This is a genomic window from Actinomycetospora corticicola, assembly GCF_013409505.1.
Lineage (GTDB): Bacteria > Actinomycetota > Actinomycetes > Mycobacteriales > Pseudonocardiaceae > Actinomycetospora > Actinomycetospora corticicola.
Window position 1 is genome coordinate 4,362,661 of record NZ_JACCBN010000001.1, and the last position, 23,688, is coordinate 4,386,348.

Annotated in this window: 21 protein-coding genes; 16 read left to right on the forward strand and 5 right to left on the reverse strand. The window is 74.6% G+C overall.

The features are described 5' to 3' along the window. Positions 1-53: 53 nt before the first annotated feature. The 6 genes from BJ983_RS21300 to BJ983_RS21325 all read left to right on the forward strand — a co-directional run bounded on the left by BJ983_RS21300 (position 54) and on the right by BJ983_RS21325 (position 4,113). The gene (locus tag BJ983_RS21300) at positions 54-1,259 is read left to right on the forward strand and encodes an alkaline phosphatase family protein (RefSeq protein ID WP_179795646.1); all 1,206 of its coding nucleotides are present in this window, start codon (positions 54-56) and stop codon (positions 1,257-1,259) included. A 114-nt stretch (positions 1,260-1,373) separates the two neighbouring features. Then, the gene (locus tag BJ983_RS21305) at positions 1,374-1,955 is read left to right on the forward strand and encodes a hypothetical protein (protein ID WP_179795647.1); all 582 of its coding nucleotides are present in this window, start codon (positions 1,374-1,376) and stop codon (positions 1,953-1,955) included. 47 nt (positions 1,956-2,002) lie between these two features. Continuing rightward, the gene (locus BJ983_RS21310) at positions 2,003-2,344 is read left to right on the forward strand and encodes an ankyrin repeat domain-containing protein (protein ID WP_179798095.1); all 342 of its coding nucleotides are present in this window, start codon (positions 2,003-2,005) and stop codon (positions 2,342-2,344) included. Positions 2,345-2,421: 77 nt separating this feature from the next. Further along, the gene (locus BJ983_RS21315; RefSeq protein WP_179795648.1) at positions 2,422-2,679 is read left to right on the forward strand and encodes a carboxymuconolactone decarboxylase family protein; all 258 of its coding nucleotides are present in this window, start codon (positions 2,422-2,424) and stop codon (positions 2,677-2,679) included. A gap of 51 nt (positions 2,680-2,730) precedes the next feature. Beyond that, the gene (locus BJ983_RS21320; protein WP_179795649.1) at positions 2,731-3,021 is read left to right on the forward strand and encodes a carboxymuconolactone decarboxylase family protein; all 291 of its coding nucleotides are present in this window, start codon (positions 2,731-2,733) and stop codon (positions 3,019-3,021) included. Between the two features lie 66 nt (positions 3,022-3,087). Next, positions 3,088-4,113, forward strand: a complete 1,026-nt coding sequence (locus tag BJ983_RS21325; protein WP_179795650.1) for an LLM class flavin-dependent oxidoreductase — start codon at positions 3,088-3,090, stop codon at positions 4,111-4,113. Between the two features lie 82 nt (positions 4,114-4,195). Here BJ983_RS21325 and pntB read toward each other — a convergent pair whose 3' ends face one another. Next, entirely contained in the window at positions 4,196-5,599 is a 1,404-nt protein-coding gene (pntB, locus tag BJ983_RS21330) for a Re/Si-specific NAD(P)(+) transhydrogenase subunit beta (RefSeq protein ID WP_179795651.1), read from the reverse strand. Further along, positions 5,596-7,131, reverse strand: coding sequence for a Re/Si-specific NAD(P)(+) transhydrogenase subunit alpha (locus BJ983_RS21335; protein WP_179795652.1), 1,536 nt, complete (start codon positions 7,129-7,131; stop codon positions 5,596-5,598). The genes pntB and BJ983_RS21335 overlap by 4 nt, the downstream gene beginning before the upstream one ends. A 240-nt stretch (positions 7,132-7,371) precedes the next feature. Here BJ983_RS21335 and BJ983_RS21340 point away from each other — a divergent pair, with 240 nt between their 5' ends. From BJ983_RS21340 to BJ983_RS21360, 5 genes are read left to right on the forward strand one after another with little or no spacing between them, the layout of a single operon-like run. Beyond that, the gene (locus BJ983_RS21340; RefSeq protein ID WP_179795653.1) at positions 7,372-9,465 is read left to right on the forward strand and encodes a molybdopterin-dependent oxidoreductase; all 2,094 of its coding nucleotides are present in this window, start codon (positions 7,372-7,374) and stop codon (positions 9,463-9,465) included. After that, positions 9,462-9,809 carry a molybdopterin oxidoreductase gene (locus BJ983_RS21345; protein WP_179795654.1) on the forward strand — a complete coding sequence of 116 codons (348 nt, stop codon included), beginning with the start codon at positions 9,462-9,464 and terminating at the stop codon, positions 9,807-9,809. The genes BJ983_RS21340 and BJ983_RS21345 overlap by 4 nt, the downstream gene beginning before the upstream one ends. Then, complete coding sequence (gene nirB / locus BJ983_RS21350) at positions 9,809-12,379, forward strand: nitrite reductase large subunit NirB (protein WP_179795655.1); 2,571 nt, start codon at positions 9,809-9,811, stop codon at positions 12,377-12,379. The genes BJ983_RS21345 and nirB overlap by 1 nt, the downstream gene beginning before the upstream one ends. After that, positions 12,376-12,711 (forward strand): Rieske 2Fe-2S domain-containing protein, encoded by a 336-nt coding sequence (locus BJ983_RS21355; protein ID WP_179795656.1) that lies wholly within the window; start codon positions 12,376-12,378, stop codon positions 12,709-12,711. The genes nirB and BJ983_RS21355 overlap by 4 nt, the downstream gene beginning before the upstream one ends. Before the next feature lie 15 nt (positions 12,712-12,726). Beyond that, positions 12,727-13,485, forward strand: coding sequence for a maleylpyruvate isomerase N-terminal domain-containing protein (locus BJ983_RS21360; protein ID WP_179795657.1), 759 nt, complete (start codon positions 12,727-12,729; stop codon positions 13,483-13,485). Positions 13,486-13,509: 24 nt separating this feature from the next. Here the strand turns inward: BJ983_RS21360 and BJ983_RS21365 are convergent, their stop codons facing one another. Further along, positions 13,510-14,514 carry a hypothetical protein gene (locus BJ983_RS21365; protein WP_179795658.1) on the reverse strand — a complete coding sequence of 335 codons (1,005 nt, stop codon included), beginning with the start codon at positions 14,512-14,514 and terminating at the stop codon, positions 13,510-13,512. 174 nt (positions 14,515-14,688) lie between these two features. Between BJ983_RS21365 and valS the strand changes: the two genes are divergently transcribed. Beyond that, complete coding sequence (valS, locus tag BJ983_RS21370) at positions 14,689-17,259, forward strand: valine--tRNA ligase (RefSeq protein WP_179795659.1); 2,571 nt, start codon at positions 14,689-14,691, stop codon at positions 17,257-17,259. A gap of 60 nt (positions 17,260-17,319) precedes the next feature. On the opposite strand, the gene BJ983_RS21375 is transcribed toward valS, so the two are convergent. Further along, a complete protein-coding gene (locus BJ983_RS21375; protein WP_018330495.1) occupies positions 17,320-17,640 on the reverse strand; it encodes a hypothetical protein in 321 nt (106 codons plus the stop codon). Between the two features lie 104 nt (positions 17,641-17,744). Between BJ983_RS21375 and BJ983_RS21380 the strand changes: the two genes are divergently transcribed. Then, the gene (locus BJ983_RS21380) at positions 17,745-19,136 is read left to right on the forward strand and encodes a hypothetical protein (protein WP_179795660.1); all 1,392 of its coding nucleotides are present in this window, start codon (positions 17,745-17,747) and stop codon (positions 19,134-19,136) included. A 61-nt stretch (positions 19,137-19,197) separates the two neighbouring features. Next, positions 19,198-19,716, forward strand: a complete 519-nt coding sequence (locus BJ983_RS21385) for a hemerythrin domain-containing protein (RefSeq protein ID WP_179795661.1) — start codon at positions 19,198-19,200, stop codon at positions 19,714-19,716. On the opposite strand, the gene BJ983_RS21390 is transcribed toward BJ983_RS21385, so the two are convergent. Further along, positions 19,706-21,517, reverse strand: a complete 1,812-nt coding sequence (locus tag BJ983_RS21390; protein WP_179795662.1) for a hypothetical protein — start codon at positions 21,515-21,517, stop codon at positions 19,706-19,708. The two genes, BJ983_RS21385 and BJ983_RS21390, sit on opposite strands and share 11 nt — an antisense overlap. Positions 21,518-21,841: 324 nt before the next feature. Between BJ983_RS21390 and macS the strand changes: the two genes are divergently transcribed. After that, positions 21,842-22,990: a MacS family sensor histidine kinase gene (gene macS, locus BJ983_RS21395; protein ID WP_179795663.1), complete on the forward strand. Its 1,149-nt coding sequence runs from the start codon at positions 21,842-21,844 to the stop codon at positions 22,988-22,990. Next, positions 22,987-23,673, forward strand: a complete 687-nt coding sequence (locus tag BJ983_RS21400) for a response regulator (protein ID WP_179795664.1) — start codon at positions 22,987-22,989, stop codon at positions 23,671-23,673. Before macS ends, BJ983_RS21400 begins: the two co-directional genes overlap by 4 nt. Positions 23,674-23,688 lie beyond the last annotated feature (15 nt).

Genomic DNA, 23,688 nt, shown 5'->3' on the forward strand with positions numbered 1-23,688 from the left:
GATACCGACCTTTACTGCTCACGAGCCGGAGGCACCTCCTAGGCTCACCCGCCATGACGGAGCGGCCGTTCCTCCCCGCCTACGGACACGGCACGCTCGCCGAGGTGATGCCGTCGATGGCGGCGGCGCTGGAGGTGCCGGGCTTCACCGACACCCTCGGCGTCGCCCGGCACCCCGACGACGTCACCGCCGCCGGGGTCCTGCTGGTCGACGGGCTGGGAGCCGACCTGCTCGCCGCCCACCCGCACGACGCGCCGGCCCTGCTCGACCTGGCCCGCGGGACCTCCTCCCGCGGGCTCACGGCCTGCTTCCCGGCCACCACCGCGGTCAGCCTGACCTCGCTCGGCACCGGGCTGACGCCGGGAGCGCACGGCATCGAGGGCTACTCGATGGGTGTCCCGCCGCTCGCCGAGCCGGACGCGGAGCCCGACGTCGTCCTGAACACCCTGCGCTGGTGCGCGCACGGGGCGACCGACCCGGTCGACCTGCTGGCCGACCTGCCGCCCGAGCAGGTCCAGCCGGTGCCGACGGTGCTGCAGCGGGCGCTGCGGGCGGGCGTCGCGGTGACGCAGGTGGCGCCGGAGGTCCAGCGACGGTCCGGACTGACCCGGGCCGCCCTGCGGGGCGGCCGCTTCCACGGGGTCTCCGCCCTCGGCGACCTCGCCGCGGAGATGCTGCACGGGCTCGCCGTCGAGGCCGAGGAGCGCGCCCTCGTCTACGCCTACCACGGCGACCTCGACACGATCGGCCACCGGCACGGCCCGGGGTCCCTGCCGTGGCGGATGCAGTTGCAGGTGGTGGACCGGCTCGTCGCCGCGATCGCGGAGTCCCTCCGCCCCGGCGCGGTGCTCCTGGTCGTGGCCGACCACGGCATGATCGCCACCGACCGCGGCTGGCAGGTCGACCTCGACCACACCCCGACCCTGTTGACCGGGGTGCGGCGCCTCGCCGGCGAGACGCGGGTCCGCCACGTGCACGCCCGCGCCGGGGCGGCCGCCGACGTCCTCGCCGCCTGGCGGGCCGAACTGGCCGACGCCGCGTGGGTCGTGTCCCGCGAGGAGGCCGTCGAGAACGGGTGGTTCGGCCCCACCGTCACCGACGTCGCCCGCGGTCGCATCGGCGACGTGGTGGCGGCCGCCCGCGGCAACTGGACCCTGGTGCGCTCGCGGAACGAGCCGCGGGAGACCGCCCTCATCGGCCACCACGGGTCGCTGACCTCCGCCGAGCAACGGGTGCCGCTCCTGGTGGCCCGCGGCTGAGCGGGGCCGGATCCCTCCGCCGATCGAGGCCGATCGCGGCCGATCCGGGGTGGGTGGTCGCGGGTCGGCCGATCGCGCCATACGCTGCCTTCACCAGTCGGAAGGGGTCGCGGAGTGGATCGGCACACACACGACGGGGACCCCCGGGCGGGCAGTCACGACGACGAGGGCCGCGACTCGGCGCTCGTCCGCTTCCGCGCCGCGATCGCCCACCACCCGCTGGTGGTCGGGGGCCCGCTGATCGTCGTGGCGATCGTCGCCGGGTTCTCCGACCTGCGCGACGCGAGCCTCGTGTCCCTGGGGGCGGTGCTGGTCTTCATCGTCGTCCAGCTGTTCACCCTCGCCCACGACGACCGGCTGTGCCTGCGCTGCATCGCCGAGAGCCCGGCGGACCCCGCCCAGGTCGTCGAGCGCCGTCGTCGCTGGCTGCGTCTCTTCCACTCCGCGACCACCACGGCCGGCATCGTGGTCCTCGTCGTCGCCGCGGCCGTCGGCGTGGCGGCGGGCCTGCTGGTCCGGCCCGGGTGGGGCGACCTCGTGCTCCTGCTGCCCCTCGGCACCATGGCCCTGACGGTGCTGCACCGGCGCGTCGAGCCGTGGTGCCCGTACTGCGGGTGGGGCCGCGACGACGACGGCGAGGACACCCCGGACCCGACGCCCGACCCGGATACCGCGGCCCCGCTCTCGCGCACGTGACCGAGCCGTCCGCGGACGTGGCCGGGCTCGCCGCCCGGGTGTTCGACATGGCGCGCGGCGGTGACGCCGACACGCTCGCGGCGTACGTCGACGCCGGGGTGCCGGTGAACCTCACCAACGACTCCGGCGACACCCTGCTGATGCTCGCCGCCTACCACGGGCACCCCGGGACGGTCCGGGCGCTCGTGGCGCGCGGGGCGGACGTCGACCGCGTGAACGACCGCGGTCAGGCGCCGCTGGCGGGCGCCGTGTTCAAGGGCGAGGACGACGTGGTGCGGGCCCTGGTGGACGCCGGGGCGGACCCGCTCGGCGGCCACCCGACGGCGGTGGACACGGCCCGGATGTTCGGCCGGGACGACCTGCTGGCGGTGCTCGCACCTCGGCCGTGACGAGGGGGGAACGCGGACGCAACACGCGCTTCCGAGCATCGGGTGGTCAGTCGTCCCCGATCCGGTGGGAGGCCCACGTGGCCCGTGTACCGCTCAACAACCCCGACGACCCCGGCCTCGACCCGCACGCCAAGGCGTTGCTCGAGGCCGTGCACGCCGCACAGCCCGACGTCGGCCTGCTCAACGTCCACCGCGCGCTGTCGAACCACCCCGTGGCCATGGAGCAGTTCATGGCGCTGGCCACCACGGTGTACTTCGACAACTCGCTGCCCACGGCCCGGATGCGGGAGCTCCCGTACCTGACCAGCGCGATGGCCAACAACTGCTTCTATTGAACGCCGACCCACGTGGTGCTCGGTCGAGCATCGGGTCTGACCGACGAGGAGATGTCGCACCTCCTCGACGACCCGCTCCCGGAGGGCATGTTCTCGCCCCCCGAGGAAGCGATCATCGTGTTCGCGCGGACGTCCACCGCGATGCTGCCGATCACGGATGAGATCTACAAGGGACTGGCCGAGCACTTCGACACGAAGCAGATCATGGAGATCTCCTTCACCGTCGGGCTCGACCAGCTGGTGAGCCGGTTCCACGCCACGGTGCGCACCGACCTCGACGGCATCACCACGGAGGCGACGAACGCCTGCGCGGTGCGGATGCCGGACCTCCCGGAGGGCTGACCGACCACGGTCGGCGGCCCGCCGAGGCCCGGAACAACGGGCCGCCGACCGTGCGTTGCACCCCGTATGGGCATCCCGATCTCGGTCCTCGACCTCTCCCCGGTCCCCTCCGGTACGCCCGCCTCGCAGGCCCTGCACGAGACCGTCGAGCTCGCCCGCACCGCCGAGGCCGCCGGCTACCGCCGCTTCTGGCTCGCCGAGCACCACGGCATCGCGAGCGTGGCGAGCTCCGCCCCCGAGGTCATGATCGCCGCCGTCGCGAGCGCCACCCGCACGATCCGGGTGGGCTCGGGCGGGATCATGCTGCCGAACCACAGTCCGCTGAAGGTGGCCGAGACCTTCCGTGCCCTCGCGGGGCTCTTCCCGGATCGCGTCGACCTCGGCCTCGGCCGCGCGCCCGGCACCGACCCCCGCACCGCGATCGCGCTGCGCCGCTCGCACGAGGCCCTCACCGCCGACGACTTCCCCGACCAGTTCACCGAGCTCCGGGGCTACGTCGACGGCTTCGACGCCGACCACCCCTTCGCCGGGATCGTCGCCGCTCCCGACGACGTGCCGCTGCCGCCGGTCTGGATCCTCGGGTCGAGCTACTACGGCGCCCAGGCGGCCGCCGCGTTCGGCACCGGCTACGCCTACGCGGGCCACTTCGGCGGCGCGGACGCCGGTGAGGCGACCCGCATCTACCGGCAGTCGTTCCGCCCCAGCAGCGGAGCCGGCGCGCAGGAGCCCCACGTGATCCTCGGGGCCGCTGCGATAGCCCACCCCGACGCGGAGCGCGCGGAGGCCCTGGGCCGGGCGAACGCGCTGTCGATGGCCCGGCTGCGCACCGGCCGCCCCGGTCCCCTCCCCAGCCCGGAGGAGGCGCTCGCCCACGACTGGTCCGCCGCCGAGGAGCACATCGCCCGCTCGATGGCGTCGAAGGTCTCGGTCGGCACCCCGGAGCAGGTGGCCGAGGACCTCGCCCGGAAGGCCCGCGAGGCCGACGCCGACGAGCTGATGATCACGACCGCGATCCACGACCCGGCCGAGCGCCGCCAGTCGCTGCGCCTGGTCGCCGAGGCCCTCGGCGCGGTGTCGCTCGCGGCCGTCTGAGGCACCCCCGAGAACGAACGAACGGCACTCTCGCGCACATGGATGCTGCGAGAGTGCCGTATCGTTCGTTCCGGCCGGGGTCCTACAGCGCCGCGAGGATGTCCTCGACCCGCTTCTTCGCGTCCCCGAAGATCATCGAGGTGTTCTCGCGGAAGAACAGCGGGTTCTGCACGCCCGCATAGCCCACGGCCATCGAGCGCTTGAACACGATGACGTTCTTCGACTCCCACACCCGCAGGACCGGCATGCCGGCGATCGGGCTGCCCGGGTCGTCCATCGCGGCGGGGTTCACGGTGTCGTTGGCGCCGATGACGAGGACGACCGAGGTCGACGCGAGGTCGTCGTTGATCTCGTCCATCTCCAGGACGATGTCGTAGGGCACCTTCGCCTCGGCGAGCAGCACGTTCATGTGCCCGGGGAGACGCCCGGCGACCGGGTGGATGCCGAAGCGCACCTCGACGCCCTTGTCGCGCAGCTTCCGCGTCAGGTCCGCCACGGGGTACTGCGCCTGCGCGACCGCCATCCCGTACCCGGGGGTGATGACGACGGACGACGCCTCGCGCAGCAGCTCGGCGACCTCGTCGGCCTGCACCTCCCGGTGCTCGCCCTCGACGTCGGCGGCCGTGCCGGACTCCACGCCGAACCCGCCGGCGATGACCGAGAGGAACGACCGGTTCATCGCCTGGCACATGACGTAGGACAGGTACGCACCGGAGGAGCCGACGAGGGCACCGGTGACGATCAGCAGCGTGTTGTTGAGCAGGAAGCCCGACGCCGCCGCGGCCCAGCCCGAGTAGCTGTTGAGCATGGAGACGACGACGGGCATGTCGCCGCCGCCGATCGAGGCCACCAGGTGCCAGCCCAGCGCCAGGGCCACCGCGGTGATCGCGATCATGACGCCGAGCGAGGGCGCGAGGACGAAGGCGACGGTCAGCGCCGCGAACGCGACGAGCGCCCCGAGGTTCAGCAGGTTCTTGCCCGGCAGGGTCAGCGGGCGGGACTTGAAGCGCCCGGAGAGCTTGCCGTAGGCGACGATCGACCCGGTGAAGGTGACCGCACCGATGAACACGCCGACGCCGACCTCGACGGAGTGGATGCCGAGCAGCTCCGGCGCGACCGTGGTCTGCGCGGCACCGACCGCCTCCACCTCGAGGTAGCCGTTCCAGCCGACGAGCACGGCCGCGAGCCCCACGAAGCTGTGCAGCAGGGCGATCAGCTCGGGCATGCCGGTCATCTCGACGACGCGGGCCCGCCAGAGGCCGACCCCGCCGCCGATGACGAAGCCCGCGACCATGAGGGCGACCGCCCCGGCCTCGAGCGAGTTCGCCGCGAGGACGACGGTCGCGACCAGGGCCACCGTCATGCCGGCGATGCCGTAGACGACGCCGTTGCGGGCGGTCTCGTGCTTCGAGAGGCCGGCGAGGCTCATGACGGTGAGCAGCGCGGCGACGATGTAGGCGGCGGTGGCCGCGGTCTCGGGACTCATGCGGCCGGGCCCTTCGTGAACATGGCGAGCATGCGGCGGGTCACCGCGAAGCCCCCGACGATGTTGATGCTGGCGAGCACGATCGCGATGAACGCGAGGACCGAGACGAGGGTCCCGTGCGCGCCGAACTGCACGAGCGCCCCCACGATCACCACGCCGGAGATGGCGTTGGTGACCGACATGAGCGGGGTGTGCAGCGCGTGGTGCACCTTGCCGATCACGTAGTAGCCGATGACCACGGCCAGCACGAAGACGGTGAGGTTGGTGGCGAGCTCGGCCGGGGCGAACGCCGTGGCCACGAAGAGCAGCGCGAGCCCCACGGCGATCGCGCCGTAGCGCCACGCGGCGGAGCGCGGCTTCGCCGGCTCGACGGCGGGTGAGGGCACCTCGGGCGCGGGGGCGGGCGCCGGGGCGGCGGAGACCGACACCGGGGGCGGCGGCCACATCACCGACCCGTCGTGGGCGACGGTCATGCCGCGCTGGACGACGTCGTCCAGGTCGAGGACGAGCTCGCCGTCCTTCTCGGGGGTGAGCAGCTTGAGCAGGTTCACCAGGTTGGTGCCGTAGAGCTGCGACGCCTGCGCGGGCAGGCGCGCGGCGAGGTCGGTGTCGCCGACGATCGTGACCCCGTTGCCGGTGACCACCACCTCGTCGGCCACCGAGCCCTCGACGTTCCCGCCCATCCCGGCCGCCATGTCGACGATCACCGACCCGGGCCGCATCGCGGCGACGTCGGCCGCGGTGATCAGGCGGGGCGCGGCGCGGCCGGGGATGAGCGCGGTGGTGATGATGATGTCGACGTCGGCGGCCTGCTCGGAGTAGATCTCCGCGGCGCGCCGGTCGTAGGCCTCGGAGGTGGCCTTCGCGTAGCCGTCGGTGGAGCGCTCCTGCTCCACGTCCACCGTCAGGAAGTCCCCGCCGAGCGAGCTGACCTGCTCGGCGACCTCCGGGCGGGGATCGGTGGCACGCACGACCGCGCCCAGCGACGAGGCGGCGCCGATCGCGGCGAGGCCGGCCACGCCCGCGCCGGCGACGAGCACCTTCGCCGGGGGCACCTTGCCCGCCGCGGTGACCTGGCCGGTGAAGAAGCGCCCGAAGCGGTTGGCGGCCTCGATCACGGCGCGGTAGCCGGCGATGTTCGCCATGGAGCTGAGGACGTCGAGCGACTGCGCCCGGGAGATGCGGGGCACCGCGTCGGTGGCCAGCACGGTGATCCCCCGCGCGGCGAGGTCGGCGACCAGCTCGGCGTTCTGCGCGGGTGCGACCCGGCAGATCAGGGTGGCCCGCTCCTGCAGCCGGGCGAGGTCCGGCGGGGCCGGGGTGTTGACCGCGAGCACGACGTCGGCCGACCACGGGTCGCCGATCTCCGCACCCGCCGCCACGTAGGCGTCGTCGGGGAAGTCGGCCCGCACCCCCGCACCGGGCTCGACGGTCACCGTCCAGCCGAGGTTCTGCAGTCCGACCACGGTGGCGGGGGTGGCCGCCACACGGGTCTCGCGTTCCCGGGTCTCCCGGGGGACACCGATGCGCACGTCGCGCCCCTTCTCGTGGGGCCCCGCGGGCGGGGCCTGCTCCGACCGCCGGGTCCACCGACGGCCGTGCGGCGGACACTAGACCGGCGCCGACGTCCAGCATGTGACCTGTCTCGCTCCGAGGCAGGCTGAACGATCGAGATGACCGGCGTCGCACCGATCACGGGCGCCTCACACCGGATTCCGAGGGCGTAGCGCCCCCGTCACGTCGACGAAACGCAGGACACGCAGCGTGGTGCCGTGACCGCCACCCACTGCCCCTACTGCTCCCTGCAGTGCGGCATGACGCTCACGCCCCGCCCGGAGACCGACGGCGGGGGCTACGAGGTCACCGGCACGAACTTCCCGACGAACCGCGGCGGGCTCTGCGAGAAGGGGCTGAGCTCGGCGGAGCTGCTCGCCCACCCCGACCGGCTGACCACCCCGCTGGTGCGCGACCACCGCGACGAGCCGTTCCGCGCCGCCACGTGGGACGAGGCGCTCGCGCGGGTGGTCGACGGGCTCACCGTCGCCCAGGAGCGGTACGGCCGGGACGCCGCGGGGCTCTTCGGGGGCGGCGGGCTGACCAACGAGAAGGCCTACCAGGCGGGGAAGTTCGTGCGGGTCGCGCTGCGCAGCGCGGCGATCGACTACAACGGCCGGTTCTGCATGTCGAGCGCCGCCGCGGCGTCGAACAAGGCCTTCGGCATCGACCGCGGGCTGCCCTTCCCGCTTTCCGACATCGCCCGGGCGGACACCGTGCTGCTGGTCGGCTCGAACCCCGCCGACACGATGCCGCCCGCGATGCGCTGGTTCGCCGCCGGCCGGGAGCGCGGGGCCCGGCACATCGTCGTCGACCCCCGGTACACCGCCACCGCCGCCGCCTCCGACGTCCACCTGCAGCCCGTGCCCGGCACCGACCTCGCGCTGGCCAACGGCCTATTGCACCTCGCGATCAAGCTGCGACTCATCGACACCGCCTACGTCGCGGACCGGACGACGGGGTGGGACGCGGTCCGGCGCGCCGCCCGCCAGTACTGGCCCGACCGGGTCGAGCGCATCACCGGGGTGCCGGTCCGGGTCATGGAGCGCACGGTGCGCCTGCTCGCGGAGTCGCGGGCCACGATGATCCTCTCCGCGCGCGGCGCCGAGCAGCACGCGAAGGGCTCGGACACCGCCCTCGCGTGGATCAACCTCGCGCTCGCCCTCGGCCTGCCCGGCCGGCCGTACTCGGGCTGGGCGACGGTCACCGGGCAGGGCAACGGACAGGGCGGCCGGGAGCACGGCCAGAAGGCCGACCAGTTGCCCGGCTACCGGATGCTCGCCGACCCGGCGGCCCGCGCGCACGTGGCGGGCGTCTGGGGCGTCGACCCCGACGAGCTGCCGCAACCCGGACTCTCGGCCTACGAGATGCTCGACCGGCTCGGGACCGACGGCGGCGTGCGGGCGCTGATGGTCATGGCGTCGAACGTCGTGGTGAGCGCCCCGCGGGCCGAGCACGTGCGCGAGCGGCTGCGGTCGCTGGACTTCCTCGTGGTCTCCGACATGTTCCTCTCCGAGACCGCCGAGCTCGCCGACGTCGTCCTGCCCTGCGCCCAGTGGGCCGAGGAGGAGGGCACGATGACCAACCTCGAGGGCCGGGTCCTGCGCCGACGGCGGGCGGTGCCGATGCCCGAGGGCGTGCGCTCGGACCTCGAGGTCCTCCACGAGCTCGCGGTGCGGCTCGGGCGCGGCGAGCACTTCTCCGCCGACCCGGAGACGGTGTTCGAGGAGCTGGGGCGGGCCTCGGCCGGCGGGAAGGCCGACTACGCCGGCATCTCCTACGCCCGCATCGAGGCCGAGCGGGGCGTCTTCTGGCCCTGCCCCACCCCGGAGCACGAGGGCACCCCGCGCCTGTTCCGGGAGCGGTTCCCGACCCCGGACGGCCGGGCCCGGTTCCACGTGGTCCACCACCGGGCCGCCGCCGAGAGCCCCGACGACGAGTACCCCTACCGGCTGACGACGGGGCGGTCCCGCCCCCACTACCAGTCCGGCACGCAGACCCGGCGGACGAAGGCCCTGCTCGACGCCGAGCCCGGCCCCGCCGTCGAGATCCACCCCGACCTCGCCGCCCGCCTCGGGCTCGCCGACGGCGCCGACGTCCGCCTGCGGACCCGGCGCGGCAGCGCGCGGATGCGGGTGCGCCTGACCAGCGGGATCCGGACCGACACCGTGTTCGCCCCGTTCCACTGGGGCGACGACCAGACCGTCAACGCGCTGACCAACCCGGCGCTCGACCCGGCATCGCGGATGCCGGAGTTCAAGGTCTGCGCCGTCGCCCTCGACGTCACCACCGGAGAGGACCCCGGCTCATGATGACGACGCCGCGCTTCCTGCAGGGCGCCTTCGCCTTCGAGGGGCAGGGGCTGGACAAGCCGACCCTGCTGCACCCCTCCCTGACCTACACGGTGCCCGAGGGGGTCACCGGCCAGGTGCTCTACGTCCGGGCCGGCAACTCCTCCGACGAGCTCGCGTCGGTGGTGCTGACCTTCGACGGCGCGCCCGCCCGGTGGCTGCCCGTCGGCGCGAAGGGCGACATGCACGTGTCGCTGCGGGTGGTCGAGGACCTGCTCGCGGGCAGCACCGTCGAGATCCACTACGCCGCGCCCGCCGGGGTCTCCGGCACCCTCGTCGTCGACTGCGGTCTGGTGGAGGTCTGATGACGGCCACGCTCGGCACCGGGCAGGAGGCCGGGACCCCGGCTCTCGACCGCGCGAAGCTCGTCGTCGTCGGGAACGGGATGTCCGGTGCGCGAGCCCTCGAGGAGATCCTCACCCGCGGCGGTGCCGACCTGTTCGACATCACCGTCTTCGGCGACGAGCCGTACGGCAACTACAACCGCATCCTGCTCTCCGAGGTGCTGGCCAAAGCGGCCGGCGCGGCAGTGGACAACGAGGACGCGGACGGGTGGGACCCCGACGAGCTCTACCTCAACCCCGTCGACTGGTACGCCGAGAACGGCATCACGCTGCACGCGGGCGTGCGGATCGTGCGCATCGACCGGCACGCGAAGGTCGTCATGGGCGACGACGGGTCGGTCACCCCGTACGACACGCTCGTCCTCGCCACCGGCAGCCGCTCGTTCTTCCCGCCGATGGACGGGATGTGGGCGTCGAGGACCGAGCTGACGCCCGGCGTCTTCGGCTTCCGCTCGCTCGACGACGCGAACGGCATGCTCGACCACGTCGCGGACGCCCGGACGGCGGTGGTGATCGGCGGCGGCCTGCTCGGGCTGGAGGCGGCGGCGGGGCTGCAGGCCCACGGGCTCGCCGTACACGTCGTCCACCCCACCGAGGTGCTGATGAACCAGCAGCTCGAGGCGGACGCGTCGAGGGTGCTGCGCTCGAAGCTCGAGGACATGGGCATGCACATGCACCTCGGGGTGAAGACCTCGGAGATCCTCGTGACCGACGGCGCCGTCTCCGGCGTGCGGTTCACCGACGGGTCCGACCTCGCCTGCGACATGGTCGTGGTCACGGCGGGCATCCGGCCGAACATCGGCCTCGCGATGGTCAGCGGGCTGGAGACGCAGCGGGCGATCGTGGTCGACGACCGGATGCGCTCGGTGGACGACGACGACATCTTCGTCGTCGGCGAGTGCGCCCAGCACCGCGGCGAGGTCTACGGCGTGGTCGGGCCGCTGTGGGAGCAGGCGGCCGTCCTCGCCGACGTGGTGACCGGCGCGGACCCGGACGCGGCCTACCACGGCTCGCGGCTCACCACGAAGCTCAAGGTCGCCGGCGTCGACGTCGCGCAGATGGGGGTCAAGGGCCCCGAGCGCGAGTCCGACGAGTTCGTGCAGTTCTCCGAGACCGGCCGCGGGGTCTACCAGACGGTGATCATCCGCGACGGCACGTTGATCGGGGCGACGCTGGTCGGCGACGTCTCCAAGGTCGCCGCGCTCACCCAGGCGTTCGACTCGCGCTCGGCGCTGCCCGAGGAGCGGGTGAAGCTCCTGTTCGACCTCGGGTCCGCCGACGACGCGGCGTCGGCCGCCGACCTGCCCGACGACACGCAGATCTGCAACTGCAACGGAGTCTCGAAGGGCGACCTGGTCGGCTGCGTCCACGGCGGCGCCGAGACCGTGTCGGCCTGCATGGACGCGACCCGGGCCGGCAAGGGCTGCGGCTCCTGCAAGGGCCTGGTGCGCGAGGTCGTCGAGGCCGCGCTCGGCGGGGCGGGTGCCGAGGACCCCGCCGACTCGTACTACGTGCCGGGCATCCCGCTGGACAAGCCGACGCTGATGCACGAGATCCGGACGCGGGAACTGAAGAGCCTGTCGGCGGTGTTCGCGACGCTCGCCCCGGAGGGCCGCGAGGACGTCGGGTCGAAGATGGGACTCACGGCGCTGCTGAGGATGATGTGGCCGCACGACCACGTCGACGAGCGCGACGGCCGCTTCATCAACGACCGCGTGCACGCCAACATCCAGCGCGACGGGACGTTCTCGGTGGTCCCGCGGATGTCCGGCGGGGTGACCTCCCCCGACCAGCTCCGACGGATCGCCGACGTGGCGGACAAGCACGACATCCCGATGGTCAAGCTGACCGGCGGCCAGCGGATCGACCTGCTCGGCGTCCCGAAGGAGAAGCTGCAGGAGGTGTGGGCCGACCTCGACATGCCGTCGGGCTGGGCCTACGGCAAGAGCTTCCGCACGGTGAAGACCTGCGTCGGCACCGACTTCTGCCGCTTCGGGCTCGGCGACTCCACCCGGCTCGGGATCGACCTCGAGGAGCGCTACAAGGGTGTCGAGGGGCCCGCGAAGATGAAGCTCGCGGTCTCCGGCTGCCCCCGCAACTGCGCGGAGTCGATGGTCAAGGACGTCGGGATCGTGGCCGTCGAGGGCGGGCAGTGGCAGATCTACGTGGGGGGCGCGGCCGGCGCGACGATCCGGAAGGGCGACATCCTCGCCACGGTCGACTCGCACGACGAGGCCGTGCGGATCACCGGGCGGTTCCTGCAGTACTACCGGGAGCAGGCCAACTGGCTCGAGCGGACCTACGACTTCGTGCCGCGGATGGGCCTCGACCACCTGATCGCCGTGGTCGTCGACGACGTCGAGGGCATCGCCGCGGAGCTCGACGAGCGCATGCAGGAGGCGGTCGACGCCTACGTCGACCCGTGGGCGGCCGACCAGCAGGAGGCCACCCCCGGACAGTTCCACGACGCGCTGCCGATGGTCCCGCTGCCGCAGGTCCCGGTGCGCTCGTCCGAGGGGGCCCCGGCGTGACCGCGTCGGACGAGGCCGTCTCGGTCCGGCTCGGGCCGGTGGACCAGGTCCCCGTGGGCGAGGGCCGGGCCTTCCTCGTGGGCGACGAGCCGGTGGCCGTGTTCCGGCCGCGGTCGGGCGGTCTGCACGCGCTGCGGGCGATCTGCCCGCACCGCGGCGGGCCGCTCGCGGACGGGCTCCTCGACGACGAGGTGGTGATGTGCCCGCTGCACAACCACCGGTTCACGCTCTCCTCGGGGGAGTGCGTGTCGGGCGGCGGGGTGGACGACGTGGCCGCCTACACCGCCCGCGACGAGGACGGGGAACTCGTGGTGAGCCTGGTGGCGCCGTAGGGCAGGCTCACGGTCGTGCCCGACCAGCTGCTCCTCCAGGCCACCGCGTTCGCCGATGCGGTCACCGCGCCGGCCGCGGGCGACGACCTGTCCGCGCCCGTCCCCACCTGCCCGGAGTGGACCGTCCGGGACCTCGCCCGGCACCTCGGCCGGGTCCACCGGCGGGTCGTCCTGACGATCGACGGCGGGTCCGAGCGGATGGTGGCGCGGGACGCCGAGATCCCCGACGGCGAGCCGCCGGCCTCCCGGGACGAGGTGGCGACGTGGCTGCTCACCGGCGCCTCGGCCCTGGCCACGACCTTGTCCGGAGCCGATCCGGACCGCGAGGTCGGCGGCTTCGTCGGGCCGGTGACCATCGCGTTCTGGGCGCGGCGCCAGCTGCACGAGACCCTCGTGCACCGGCTCGACGCCGAGCTCGCCGTCGGGTTCCCCCCGCTCGCGGACGTCGCCCCCGAACTCGCCGTCGACTCCATCGCCGAGTGGTACGACCTGCTCACCGCCTACCGGAGCGGCTCGCAGCGGGTCCGCGGGGACACCTCGATCCACCTGCACGTGACCGACGCCCCGGACGGCGAGTGGCTCGTCCGCCGGGGCGCCGAGGGCGTGACGATCACCCGGGAGCACGCCAGGGCCGACATCGCCGTCCGGGGGCGGGCGGTCGACCTGCTGGCGGTGGTCACCGGACGGCGGGCCCTCACCGACGTCGAGGGGCTCGCCGTGTTCGGTGACCCGGCAGTCGCCGAGGACTGGATCCGGGTGTCGGCCCTGGGCTGAGCCGTCCGCCCGCGGTCGCCCGGGTCAGAGGGTCAGCCCCACCACCACCGCGGCCGCCCCGAGGCACGCGGACCCCACGCCGAGCAGCAGCGCGCGGCCGACCCCGTCGGCCCGGAACATCGCGAAGGCGCCGATCCCGAGCGCGGCCACCCCGCACAGCGCGCCGATGAGACTGAACAGCGGGGTGCTGCCCAGGGTCTCGGCCGGCATCACCCGTGGCAGCAGCCCGGACCACGGCGCGAGCCCCAGCAGGACCCCCACCGCCCCGACGACCGTCCCGATCAGTCCGAGCCGTCCCTCGACCGGACGCTCCCAGGGCAGGGGCTGCCGGGCCGCGACGGCGGTGCGGGGCCGCGCCGGCCCGACGCCGGACGAGCCGTAGGTGCCGGTGCCGAACGCCCCCGGCCGCAACGACGACGGCCGCTCGCGCACGGCGAGGGGGCGCAGCGCCGGGGCGACCGGCGCGGCGGCCGCCCGACGCTGCCGCGGGACGGCCGCGTCCCGGTCCTCCTGACGCCGGGTCCGGTCGAGATCCGCACGCCGCACCGGGACGGTGACCGGCTCGTCCTCGGTCGGCGCCTGGACCGCGAGCGGACCCGACGGGCGTGACCCGCTGACGTCCGGCGTCCGCCGTGGCCCACCGCCGACATCGGATGACGCCGCCGCCGGCAGCGGGCCGGACGGGTGTGGCGACCTGCTGACGTCCGGCATCCGCCGTGGGCCACCGCTGACATCCGGCGAGCCCCCGCCCTGCACCGGGACGGGAGCGGAGGCCGGACCCGTCGTCGGGAAGGGCGGGACGCGCCGGAAACCGGACGGCGGGGAGTCGAGCGAGCCGCGCTGCTGCATCGGGACGTTCGCGAACTCGGTGGACGGCGCCGCCGCCACCTCCTCGGGCGCCCGGTGGCGTCCACCCTCCCGGCGCGGCGGGGTGTACTCGACCGGCCCCGCCGACCCGCCCGCCTCCCGGCCGTAGCCGCGTCCCCCGGCGGCCCGGTGACGGGCCTGCTGCGACTCCTGCGCGTGCATCGACAACCACTCCCCCGAACAGACGTACGCGCGCCGCCACGTGCGCGGTCCCGGCCACTCTGTCCCCCACGGGGACCCCGGTGTTACCGCTTCCACCCGCCCGGCCCAGCAGGTGTGCCGGACCGGGGGACCCGCGCCCGGAATCCTCGACGACACCCTCCGTAAACTGGGAGCATGACGCAGTCCCCCCGGGTTCCCGAGAAGCCGACGCTCGACGGTCTCGAGGACACCTGGGCCCCGGTATGGGAGGAACAGGGCACCTACGCGTTCGACCGGACGGCCCAGCGCGCCGACGTCTTCTCCGTCGACACGCCGCCGCCCACGGTCTCCGGGTCCCTGCACGTCGGGCACGTCTTCAGCTACACCCACACCGACGTCGTGGCGCGCTTCCAGCGCATGCGCGGCAAGTCCGTCTTCTACCCCATGGGGTGGGACGACAACGGCCTGCCGACCGAGCGCCGGGTGCAGAACTACTACGGCGTGCGCTGCGAGCCGAGCCTGCCCTACGACCCCGACTTCACCCCGCCGGAGAAGCCGGGCAAGCAGCAGGTCGCCATCTCGCGGCGCAACTTCGTCGAGCTGTGCGAGACGCTGACCGCCGAGGACGAGAAGGCCTTCGAGGCGCTGTGGCGCCGCGGCGGACTCTCGGTCGACTGGTCGCACACCTACCAGACCATCGACGCGCGGGCCCGGGCGATCAGCCAGCGTGCCTTCCTGCGCAATCTCGACCGCGGCGAGGCCTACGTCTCGATGGCGCCGACGCTGTGGGACGTCACGTTCCGCACCGCGGTCGCGCAGGCCGAGCTGGAGGACCGCGAGCACACCGGCGCGTGGCACCGGATCGCCTACCACGGCGCGGACGCGCCGGTGTTCATCGAGACGACCCGCCCCGAGCTCATCCCGGCCTGCGTCGCACTGATCGCCCATCCCGACGACGAGCGCTACCAGCCGCTCTTCGGCACGACGGTCCGCTCGCCGCTGTTCGACGTCGAGGTCCCGGTGCTGGCCCACCCGGCCGCCGAGATGGACCGTGGCGCGGGCATCGCGATGTGCTGCACCTTCGGCGACCTCACCGACGTCCAGTGGTGGCGCGAGCTCGACCTGCCCAACCGCACCGTCATCACCCGCGACGGCCGGCTGCTGCGCGAGACCCCCGAGTGGATCACCTCGGAGGCGGGCCGCGCCCGGTACGAGGAGATCGCGGGCACGACGGTCTTCAGCGCCAAGGAGAAGATCGTCGCGATGCTCGCCGAGTCCGGCGAGCTGGAGGGCGACGTCCGGCCGGTCACGCGCCCGGTGAAGTTCTTCGAGAAGGGCGACAAGCCGCTCGAGATCGTCTCGTCGCGTCAGTGGTACATCCGCAACGGCGGCCGCGACGCCGAGCTGCGCGAGGCCATGCTGCGCCGTGGCGACGAGCTGGTCTGGCACCCCGACTACATGCGCCACCGCTACGCGGACTGGGTCCGCGGGCTCAACGGGGACTGGCTGGTCAGCCGGCAGCGGTTCTTCGGGGTGCCGATCCCGGTCTGGTACGCCCTCGACGCGGACGGCGAGGTCCGACCCGAGCAGGTCCTCACGCCGGACGATGCGACGCTGCCGATCGACCCGTCCACCGACGTGCCGCCCGGCTACACCGCCGACCAGCGCGACCGTCCGGGCGGGTTCACCGGTGACCCGGACGTCCTCGACACCTGGGCCACCTCGTCGCTGACCCCGCAGATCGCCGGCGGCTGGACCGTCGACGACGACCTGTTCGCGCGGGTCTTCCCGATGGACCTGCGCCCGCAGGGGCACGACATCATCCGCACCTGGCTGTTCTCCACGGTGGTCCGCAGCTCGCTCGAGTTCGGGGAGCTGCCCTGGGCGCACGCCGCGCTCTCGGGCTGGATCCTCGACCCGGACCGCAAGAAGATGTCGAAGTCCAAGGGCAACGTCGTCACGCCGATGGGGCTGCTCGAGGAGTTCGGGTCCGACGCGGTGCGCTACTGGGCCGCCGGGGGGCGCCCCGGCGTCGACACCGCGTTCGACCGGGGCCAGATGAAGGTCGGCCGCCGCCTCGCGATGAAGCTGCTCAACGCCTCGAAGTTCATCCTCGGGGTGGGCGTCGGGGCCGGGCTTCCCGACGTCGGGGCGGTGACGGCCCCCATCGACCGGGCGCTGCTCGCGCGGCTCGCCGGCGTCGTCGCGAAGGCGACCGACGCGCTCGAACGGTTCGACTACGCGGTGGCCCTCGAGGTCACCGAGCAGTTCTTCTGGTTCTTCTGCGACGACTACCTCGAGCTGGTCAAGGCGCGCGCCTACGGCGAGTTCGACGACGTCGGGCGGGACTCCGCCCGGGCGGCGCTGGCCGTGGCGCTGCGGGTGCTGCAGCGGCTCTTCGCGCCGGTGCTGCCGTTCGTCACCGAGGAGGTCTGGTCGTGGTGGCAGGAGGGCTCGGTGCACCGCTCGGCGTGGCCGACCACCGACGAGCTCCCGGCCACCGACGGCGTCGACGAGGGCGTCCTGGACGTCGCCTCCGACGTCATCTCCGGCATCCGGAAGGGTAAGTCCGACCAGAAGCTGTCGATCCGCACCGAGGTGGAGTCGCTGTCGGTCTCCGCGCCGGAGGCGCAGCTGGACGCGCTGCGCGTCGTGCTGGGCGACGTGCAGGCGGCGGGCCGGGTGCGCGACGTCGAGCTCGTGCCCTCGGAGAACGGCGAGCTGGTGACCCGCGTGGGCGGGCCCGTGGAGACGGTCGGCGCGTAGCCGGGGGCGGGGTTCGCCCCGGACGGGTCCGGGCCCCGGTCACCGGGGCCCGGAGCCGGGTCAGCCCTGCAGCTCGGACTGCGGCGTGATCGCGAAGCGGTACTCGTCCCCGGAGCCGTCGGACTCGTTCTCGGGGATGCGCTCGACGTCGAGGACCTTGTCGTCCAGCGCGGACGCGGCCATCGGCTCGAGGAAGATGACGGCGCCGCCGCCCTCGAGCACGGTGTCGTCCGCCGCCGGGTTGGGCGCGACGGAGAGCTCGAGCCCCTCCTCCGCCATGTTCGGCGTGGCGGCGATCCGGAGCCCGGATCCCTCGGGCATCTCGTTGGTCTCCAGGATGTTGGAGATCGCCTCGGCCGCCGTCTCCGTCAGTGCCAGCATGCCCCGTTACCATACGGATCACGGAAACGTCACGCACGTCATCGCGCGCGCCATCACACGGGTTGGTCTCCCGACCCGGCGCCTGGTCACGGAGGAGAGCGGCCATGGCACTCCCGGTCCCCGAATCGGCCGCCGGGACGCGGGTGGACATCCTCCGAACGCTCGCCGAGCACCCCGAGGGCCTCTCGGACCGTGAGCTCGCCGAGGCGCTGGGCGCGTCGCACCCCGGCATCGACTACAAGGCCGTGAACCACCAGTGCCGCAAGCTGGTGACCGCGGGGACCGTGGAGCGGGTGGGCACGAAGCCGGTCCGCACCCGGCTGCGGCCGGGCGTCCTTCCCGACGACGGGACGCCGGAGCCGGCTCCGTCCGCTCCCTCACCCGACCGGCCCATCGAGGAGCCGGACGCGACGTCCGATGCGCCTGATGTGACCCTCGCGCCGATGATCGCCGGCCTGCCGCCCGTCCAGGTCGCCGTGCTCGCCGCCCTCGTCGACGCCCCCGAGGGTCTGACCGACAACGAGATCGCCGCCGTCCTCGCGCCGGCGCACCCCGACGTCGATCCCAAGGCGTTCAACTACCAGTGCCGCAAGCTCGTGAAGGCCGGGCTGGTGGAGCGCACCGGCCGCGCGAAGGACGTGCCGATCCGCACCCGCATCACCGAGGCGGGACGGGAGGAGGCGGCCCGGTCGGCACCCGCCCCCGTCGAGCCCGCCCTGCGGTTCACCGACCCGACGGTCTTCACCGCCGAGCCCTCCGGGACGTCGGAGTCCTCCGGGACGTCGGAGAACGGGGACGCCCCGAGGAACGGGGACGCCCCGGGGATCGCCGCCGTCCCCGTGCTCCGCGAGGACCCGGCCGACGACGCACCGCCCGACGACACACCGACCCGCCGCCCCCGCCACCGGCCGAAGGCGCCGAGCGACGACCTCGCCCGGAGGCGCCGTTCGGAGCGCGCCGGCGACGACCCGGACGAGACGCCGCTGCGTTTCCTGCCGTTCTCCGCGTCGGCCTCGCTGGTGCTGCGGGAACGCCTCGCGGAGCGCGCCGCGCTGCGCGCCGTGCCGCCCCGCACGCGGGAGGTCGTCCTCCCCCGGCGCGACGTGCTGCAGGGCTGGTCGCGCACACAGAACGTCGCGGCGGCGATCACCACGTGGCTGACCCGCCGCGGCGGCACCGTGCGGCGCGTGACCGAGCAGGGCCCGGCGCTGGACCTGGTGGCCCACCTGGACGGCGAGGACGTCCACGTCGAGGTCACGGGCTGGCCGCCGGACGGGGCCCGCACCCACCCGAGCACGCTCGCCGCCGACTGGTTCCGCGCCGCGAGCGAGGCGGCGGTGCAGCGACGTCGTGCCCACCCGCGCAGCCGCGTGGTCATCGCGCTCCCCGACACCCGGCGCTACCGCGGCCTCGCCGCCGACGCCGCGGCGCCGCTCGGCGACGCCCGCGCGGAGGTCTGGTTCGTGGACGCCGCCGGGCGGGTCCAGCTCTCCTGAGCCGATTGCCCTCCGGCGGCCCGGGGTAGCTCCCACGGACCACCACCGAAGGAGTACCCGTATGTCCGCGGACATCACCGAGATGATCCTCGACGACCACGACTGGTTCCGTCGCCAGTTCCTCCGCCTCGCGGACCTCCGCGACCACCCGGACACCCTCGACGAGGCGAAGCAGGTCTGGGACGCGCTCGCCCGCCACCTCGAGGTCCACGCCTCCGCCGAGGAGGAGCACTTCTACCCCTCGATGGCCCGTCGCGCCGACGACGAGGACGCCTCCGCCACCGAGGACGCGATCGGCGACCACGACGACATCCGGGCCGGCGCCCGGAAGGCGTTCGACGAGGAGCCGGGCAGCGAGGCCTGGTGGAACGCCATCGACGAGTGCGACAAGGCCAACAACCACCACATGTCCGAGGAGGAGAGCGACGACCTCGCCCCGTTCCGTCGGGTGACGTCGCTGGCCCTCCGCCAGGAGCTCGGCGCCAAGTTCGAGCAGTTCAAGGCCGAGCACCCCGGCGCGAAGGGGCTCGACTTCGCCGACAAGGACCCCGACGCCTACGTCGAGGCCGTCACCAGCTGAGCAGGAGCGCGGCCCCGGCGCCCAGCCCGCCGAACGCGGCGCTGATCCCGTCGGGGCCGAGCACGAGCACGCCGACGGCCGCGAGCACGGCCACGAGCAGCAGCACCACGAGCACCGGGACCGCACCGCGGGGCGGCCGGGCCGCCGTCGTCGCGGCCGCCACCGGCTGCGGCGCGGTGTCCGGGCCCCGCCGGGCACGGACGACGGGTCCGGTGCCGGGGGTGGCGGCGGACGGCGCCGGCTCGGGGTCGGTCGGGCGCCCGAACGGGCCGGACGTCCCGGGCGGCGCGTCGGAGGTCGGTCGCGCCTCGTGCGGGCGCGCGGCGGCCAGCGTGGCGTGACCGCCGACCCCGTTCGGGACCCGCTCGCGGTCGCCCCCCGCGACGAGGGCCGGTGCGGCACCCGCTGCGCGCGCCCCCGTCCCGAACGCCTGCGGCCAGCCCTCCGAGCCGCGCTGGGCCTGGACCGGGGTGGAGGGCAGTCGCGCCGCCGGGATGCCCGGGACCGGCTCGGCGACGCCGAGGTCCTGCCCGGCGTCCTCGGCCACGAGGTCCCCGTGGTCGGCGGGGTCGCCCTCCCGGTCGCGGACCGGTGGCGCGTCGACCGCGGTCGACTCCTCGGGGCGCTCCGGGGTGGACGAGGGTCCTGCGGGGACCGCCTCGGCGTGGACCGGCTCGGGCCGGGGCCGGTCGGGCACCGGGTCTCCGACGTCCGGGAGTCCGCGCGGCGGCGTGCGGGGTTCCCGGGGTGCGGGCGGTTCGTCGAGGGCCGGGGCCGCCCCGGAGGCACCGACCGCGGCGCCCACCCCCACCGGCGCGGAGGGAGTGCCGACGGTCCGGCGGGCCCGGATGGCCTGCGCGCCGGACGCGGCCCGGGTGGACCGGGGGCGGGCCGGGAGGAGCAGGGCGGCGAGCCCGCGCACACCGTCGTCGCCGGCGGCCACGACGAGGGCCGAGTCGGCGTCCCCGACCAGCCCGGCGAGGCGACGGGCCAGGGGCGTCGCGCGGTCGGCGAGCACGAGGACGTCGGCGGCGTCGTCGCCGGGGCCGGTCGGACCGGAGCGCTCGATCTCGGACACGGTCTCGCGCAACGCGTGCTCGACGAGCTGCTCGAACACCCCGCGGTCCACCGTGACGGTGTGCTCGCCCGCGCTGACCCGGACCTCGGTCGCGTCGGTCTCGGCGAGACGCGTCCGGGCGCGGCGGACCTCCCGGCGCAGACGGGCCGCGTCGCCCCGGGTGTCACCCGCGCCGCGGGCCCCCGGACGGGGGCCGCCGACGGTGTGGGCGGTCGGGTCGAGCGAGGTCAGCTGGGCCCGGACCACCCCGAGGAGCAGCTGGTCGAGCCGGGTGCCGGTGGCGACCGGGCCGCGGGCCCCCACCTCGGCGCCGTCGGCCGTGCGCACCACGGGCCAGGCGGTGAGCGCCCCGTCGCGGGCGTCGAGGACGACCGCACGCCCTCCGACCTCGACGGCGGCCGCGAGGCGGCGCCCGACGGTGGCGACGGGTCCCGGCAGCCACGACGGCGCCGGCAGACCGACCAGCGCGGTGGCCTCGGCGATCTCCTCGAAGCGTCGACGCTCGGTGTCCGCGGGGGTCGCGACGACGAGCGCGCCCGGCCGCCCGGCGTCCTCGAGCAGGACGGAGAACGCGTCCGCGAGGCGGTCCACGGCGTCCCCGTCGGCCTCGAGCGGCGCGCTCCGCGGGAGCGGGGCGCCGTCGTCCGCGCCGGACGCCCGGTCCACCTGGACCGCGACCAGCTCCGACGGCGTCACCTCGACCGCCATCACCCAGCTGCTCACCGCAGTCCTCCTCGTCGTCGCCCGGCGATCTCCGCACGCGTCGGGCCCGGTGCGGACACGCCGCACGGGACCCGGGCTCGCGCCGCGGGCGCCGTTCACGGTAATGGGGGCCGTTCCGGTTCCCACCACCGGTGACGGCGGTGTCACGCGGAGGGGGACGAAACGGACGTCGGTCATGGTCGATGTCACACGGGTGCGGCATGCTGACGCCCCGGGAGCCCGGAGCGCAGCGTGGTCGCACCCGGAGGGGGGACGCGGCCGCCCCGACGGGATGACGCCGCGCCGGACACCGATCGTCGTCCGGGTCGACGGGGAGGGGACGCGGTGGTCACCACCGGGACGGTGCGCACGCCGCGGCGGGGCGCGACCGTCGACGTGCACGCCACCCTCGCGCCGCTGTGGCGCGGTCTGGTGCTGTACCGGGTGGTCGCGCTGGCCTACGCCGTCGCGAACGTCGTGCGGTTCGCCGAGCTGTACGTCCGTCCCGCCCTCGGGGTGGCGGTCGTCGTCCTCATGGCCGCGTGGACGCTCGTCACCTCGGTGGCCTACCTGCGCGGCGCGTCCCGGCTCGTCGTGGTCGACCTCGCGGTCACCGTGCTCACCACGATGACGACGGTGCTGGTGGACGACCCGTCCCGCATCGCCGCCGGTCAGCCGGTGATCACGACGGTGTGGTCAGCGGGTGCCGTCCTCGCCATCGCGGTGGCGCACGGGGTGCGGCCCGCGGTCGGGGCGGTGGCGGTCTCGGTGGCGGCGCTGGCGTTCACCCGCCGGGCCCTCGACGCCGCCCTGCTCTCGGACGCCCAGCTGCTGCTGGTCGCGGGCGTCGCGGTCGGGTTCGCGTCGGTGGCGATGCGGCGGTCCGCGCAGCGGCTGCAGGAGGCGATCGCGACGGAGGCCGCCGCGGCCGAGCGCGACCGGCTGGCCCGCGACATCCACGACGGCGTGCTGCAGGTCCTCGCGCTGGTCCGCCGCCGCGGCCCGACGCTGGGCGACCCGGAGCTGGTGCGCGAGGCGGCCGAGCAGGAGGTCTCCCTGCGGCGGCTGATCACCCGCGGGCCGCCGGGGCTCGACGGTCCCGACGACGAGCCGGTGGACCTGGGGGCCGCGATCGGGGCGACGCTGCCCTCGCGCGCGGTGCTGGCGGTGCCCCCCGAGCCGGTGGCCGTGCCCGGCGGGCTGGCCCGCGCGGTGGTCGCGGTGGTGCGGGAGGCCGCGGCGAACGCGGACGCCCACGCCGGCCCGGACACCGGGCTGTGGGTGCTGGTGGAGGACGACGAGGAGGCGGTGACGGTGAGCATCCGGGACGACGGGGCCGGCATCGCGGAGGGCCGGCTGGACGCGGCCCGCGAGGAGGGCCACCTCGGGGTCGCCTCCTCCATCCGCGGGCGCACCGAGGAGCTGGGCGGCACCGCCGCCCTGGTGACGGCGCCCGGACAGGGCACGGAGTGGGAGTTGGTGTTCCCCCGATGACCGGAGCGGGTGCCACGCGCGTGATGGTGGTCGACGACCACCCGATGTGGCGGGAGGGCGTGGCGCGCGACCTCACCGAGCGGGGCTTCGACGTGGTGGCGACGGCGGGCGACGGCGCCGCCGCCGTCCGGATCGCGCCGGCGGCGCGACCCGACGTCGTGGTGATGGACCTGCAGATGCCGCACCTGGACGGGGCGGGTGCCACCGCGGCGATCCTCGCCGCGCTGCCCGGGACCCGCGTGCTCGTGCTGTCCGCGAGCGCCGAGCAGGGCGACGTGCTCGGCGCGGTCCGGGCCGGGGCGGCGGGCTACCTGCTCAAGTCGGCGCAGGCCGCGGAGCTGGTGGACGCCGTGCAGCGCACCGCGGACGGCCAGGCGGTGTTCGGCCCGGAGCTGGCGGGGCTCGTCCTGGGCGAGTTCCGTCGTCGGGAGAAGCGGAAGGACCGGGAGACGCAGCCCAGCGGCGAGCCGGCGCTGACCCCGCGGGAGACCGAGGTGCTGCGGCTGGTCGCCAAGGGGCTCACCGCCCGGCAGATCGCCGAGCGCCTGACGCTGTCCCACCGCACCGTCGAGAACCACGTGCAGAACGCCCTGCGCAAGCTACAGCTGACCAACCGCGTCGAGTTGACGCGCTACGCGATCGAGCAGGGGCTCGACCAGGTGGCTTCGCCGGGTGAGCAGTAAGGGGCCTATCACCCC

Coding starts and splice junctions, on each gene's coding strand:
- BJ983_RS21300 (WP_179795646.1), top strand. CDS start 54: ATGACGGAGCGGCCGTTCCTCCCCGCCTACGGACACGGCACGCTCGCC.
- BJ983_RS21310 (WP_179798095.1), top strand. CDS start 2,003: ATGGCGCGCGGCGGTGACGCCGACACGCTCGCGGCGTACGTCGACGCC.
- BJ983_RS21320 (WP_179795649.1), top strand. CDS start 2,731: ATGTCGCACCTCCTCGACGACCCGCTCCCGGAGGGCATGTTCTCGCCC.
- BJ983_RS21325 (WP_179795650.1), top strand. CDS start 3,088: ATGGGCATCCCGATCTCGGTCCTCGACCTCTCCCCGGTCCCCTCCGGT.
- pntB (WP_179795651.1), bottom strand. CDS start 5,599: ATGAGTCCCGAGACCGCGGCCACCGCCGCCTACATCGTCGCCGCGCTG.
- BJ983_RS21345 (WP_179795654.1), top strand. CDS start 9,462: ATGATGACGACGCCGCGCTTCCTGCAGGGCGCCTTCGCCTTCGAGGGG.
- nirB (WP_179795655.1), top strand. CDS start 9,809: ATGACGGCCACGCTCGGCACCGGGCAGGAGGCCGGGACCCCGGCTCTC.
- BJ983_RS21365 (WP_179795658.1), bottom strand. CDS start 14,514: ATGCACGCGCAGGAGTCGCAGCAGGCCCGTCACCGGGCCGCCGGGGGA.
- valS (WP_179795659.1), top strand. CDS start 14,689: ATGACGCAGTCCCCCCGGGTTCCCGAGAAGCCGACGCTCGACGGTCTC.
- BJ983_RS21375 (WP_018330495.1), bottom strand. CDS start 17,640: ATGCTGGCACTGACGGAGACGGCGGCCGAGGCGATCTCCAACATCCTG.
- BJ983_RS21380 (WP_179795660.1), top strand. CDS start 17,745: ATGGCACTCCCGGTCCCCGAATCGGCCGCCGGGACGCGGGTGGACATC.
- BJ983_RS21385 (WP_179795661.1), top strand. CDS start 19,198: ATGTCCGCGGACATCACCGAGATGATCCTCGACGACCACGACTGGTTC.
- BJ983_RS21400 (WP_179795664.1), top strand. CDS start 22,987: ATGACCGGAGCGGGTGCCACGCGCGTGATGGTGGTCGACGACCACCCG.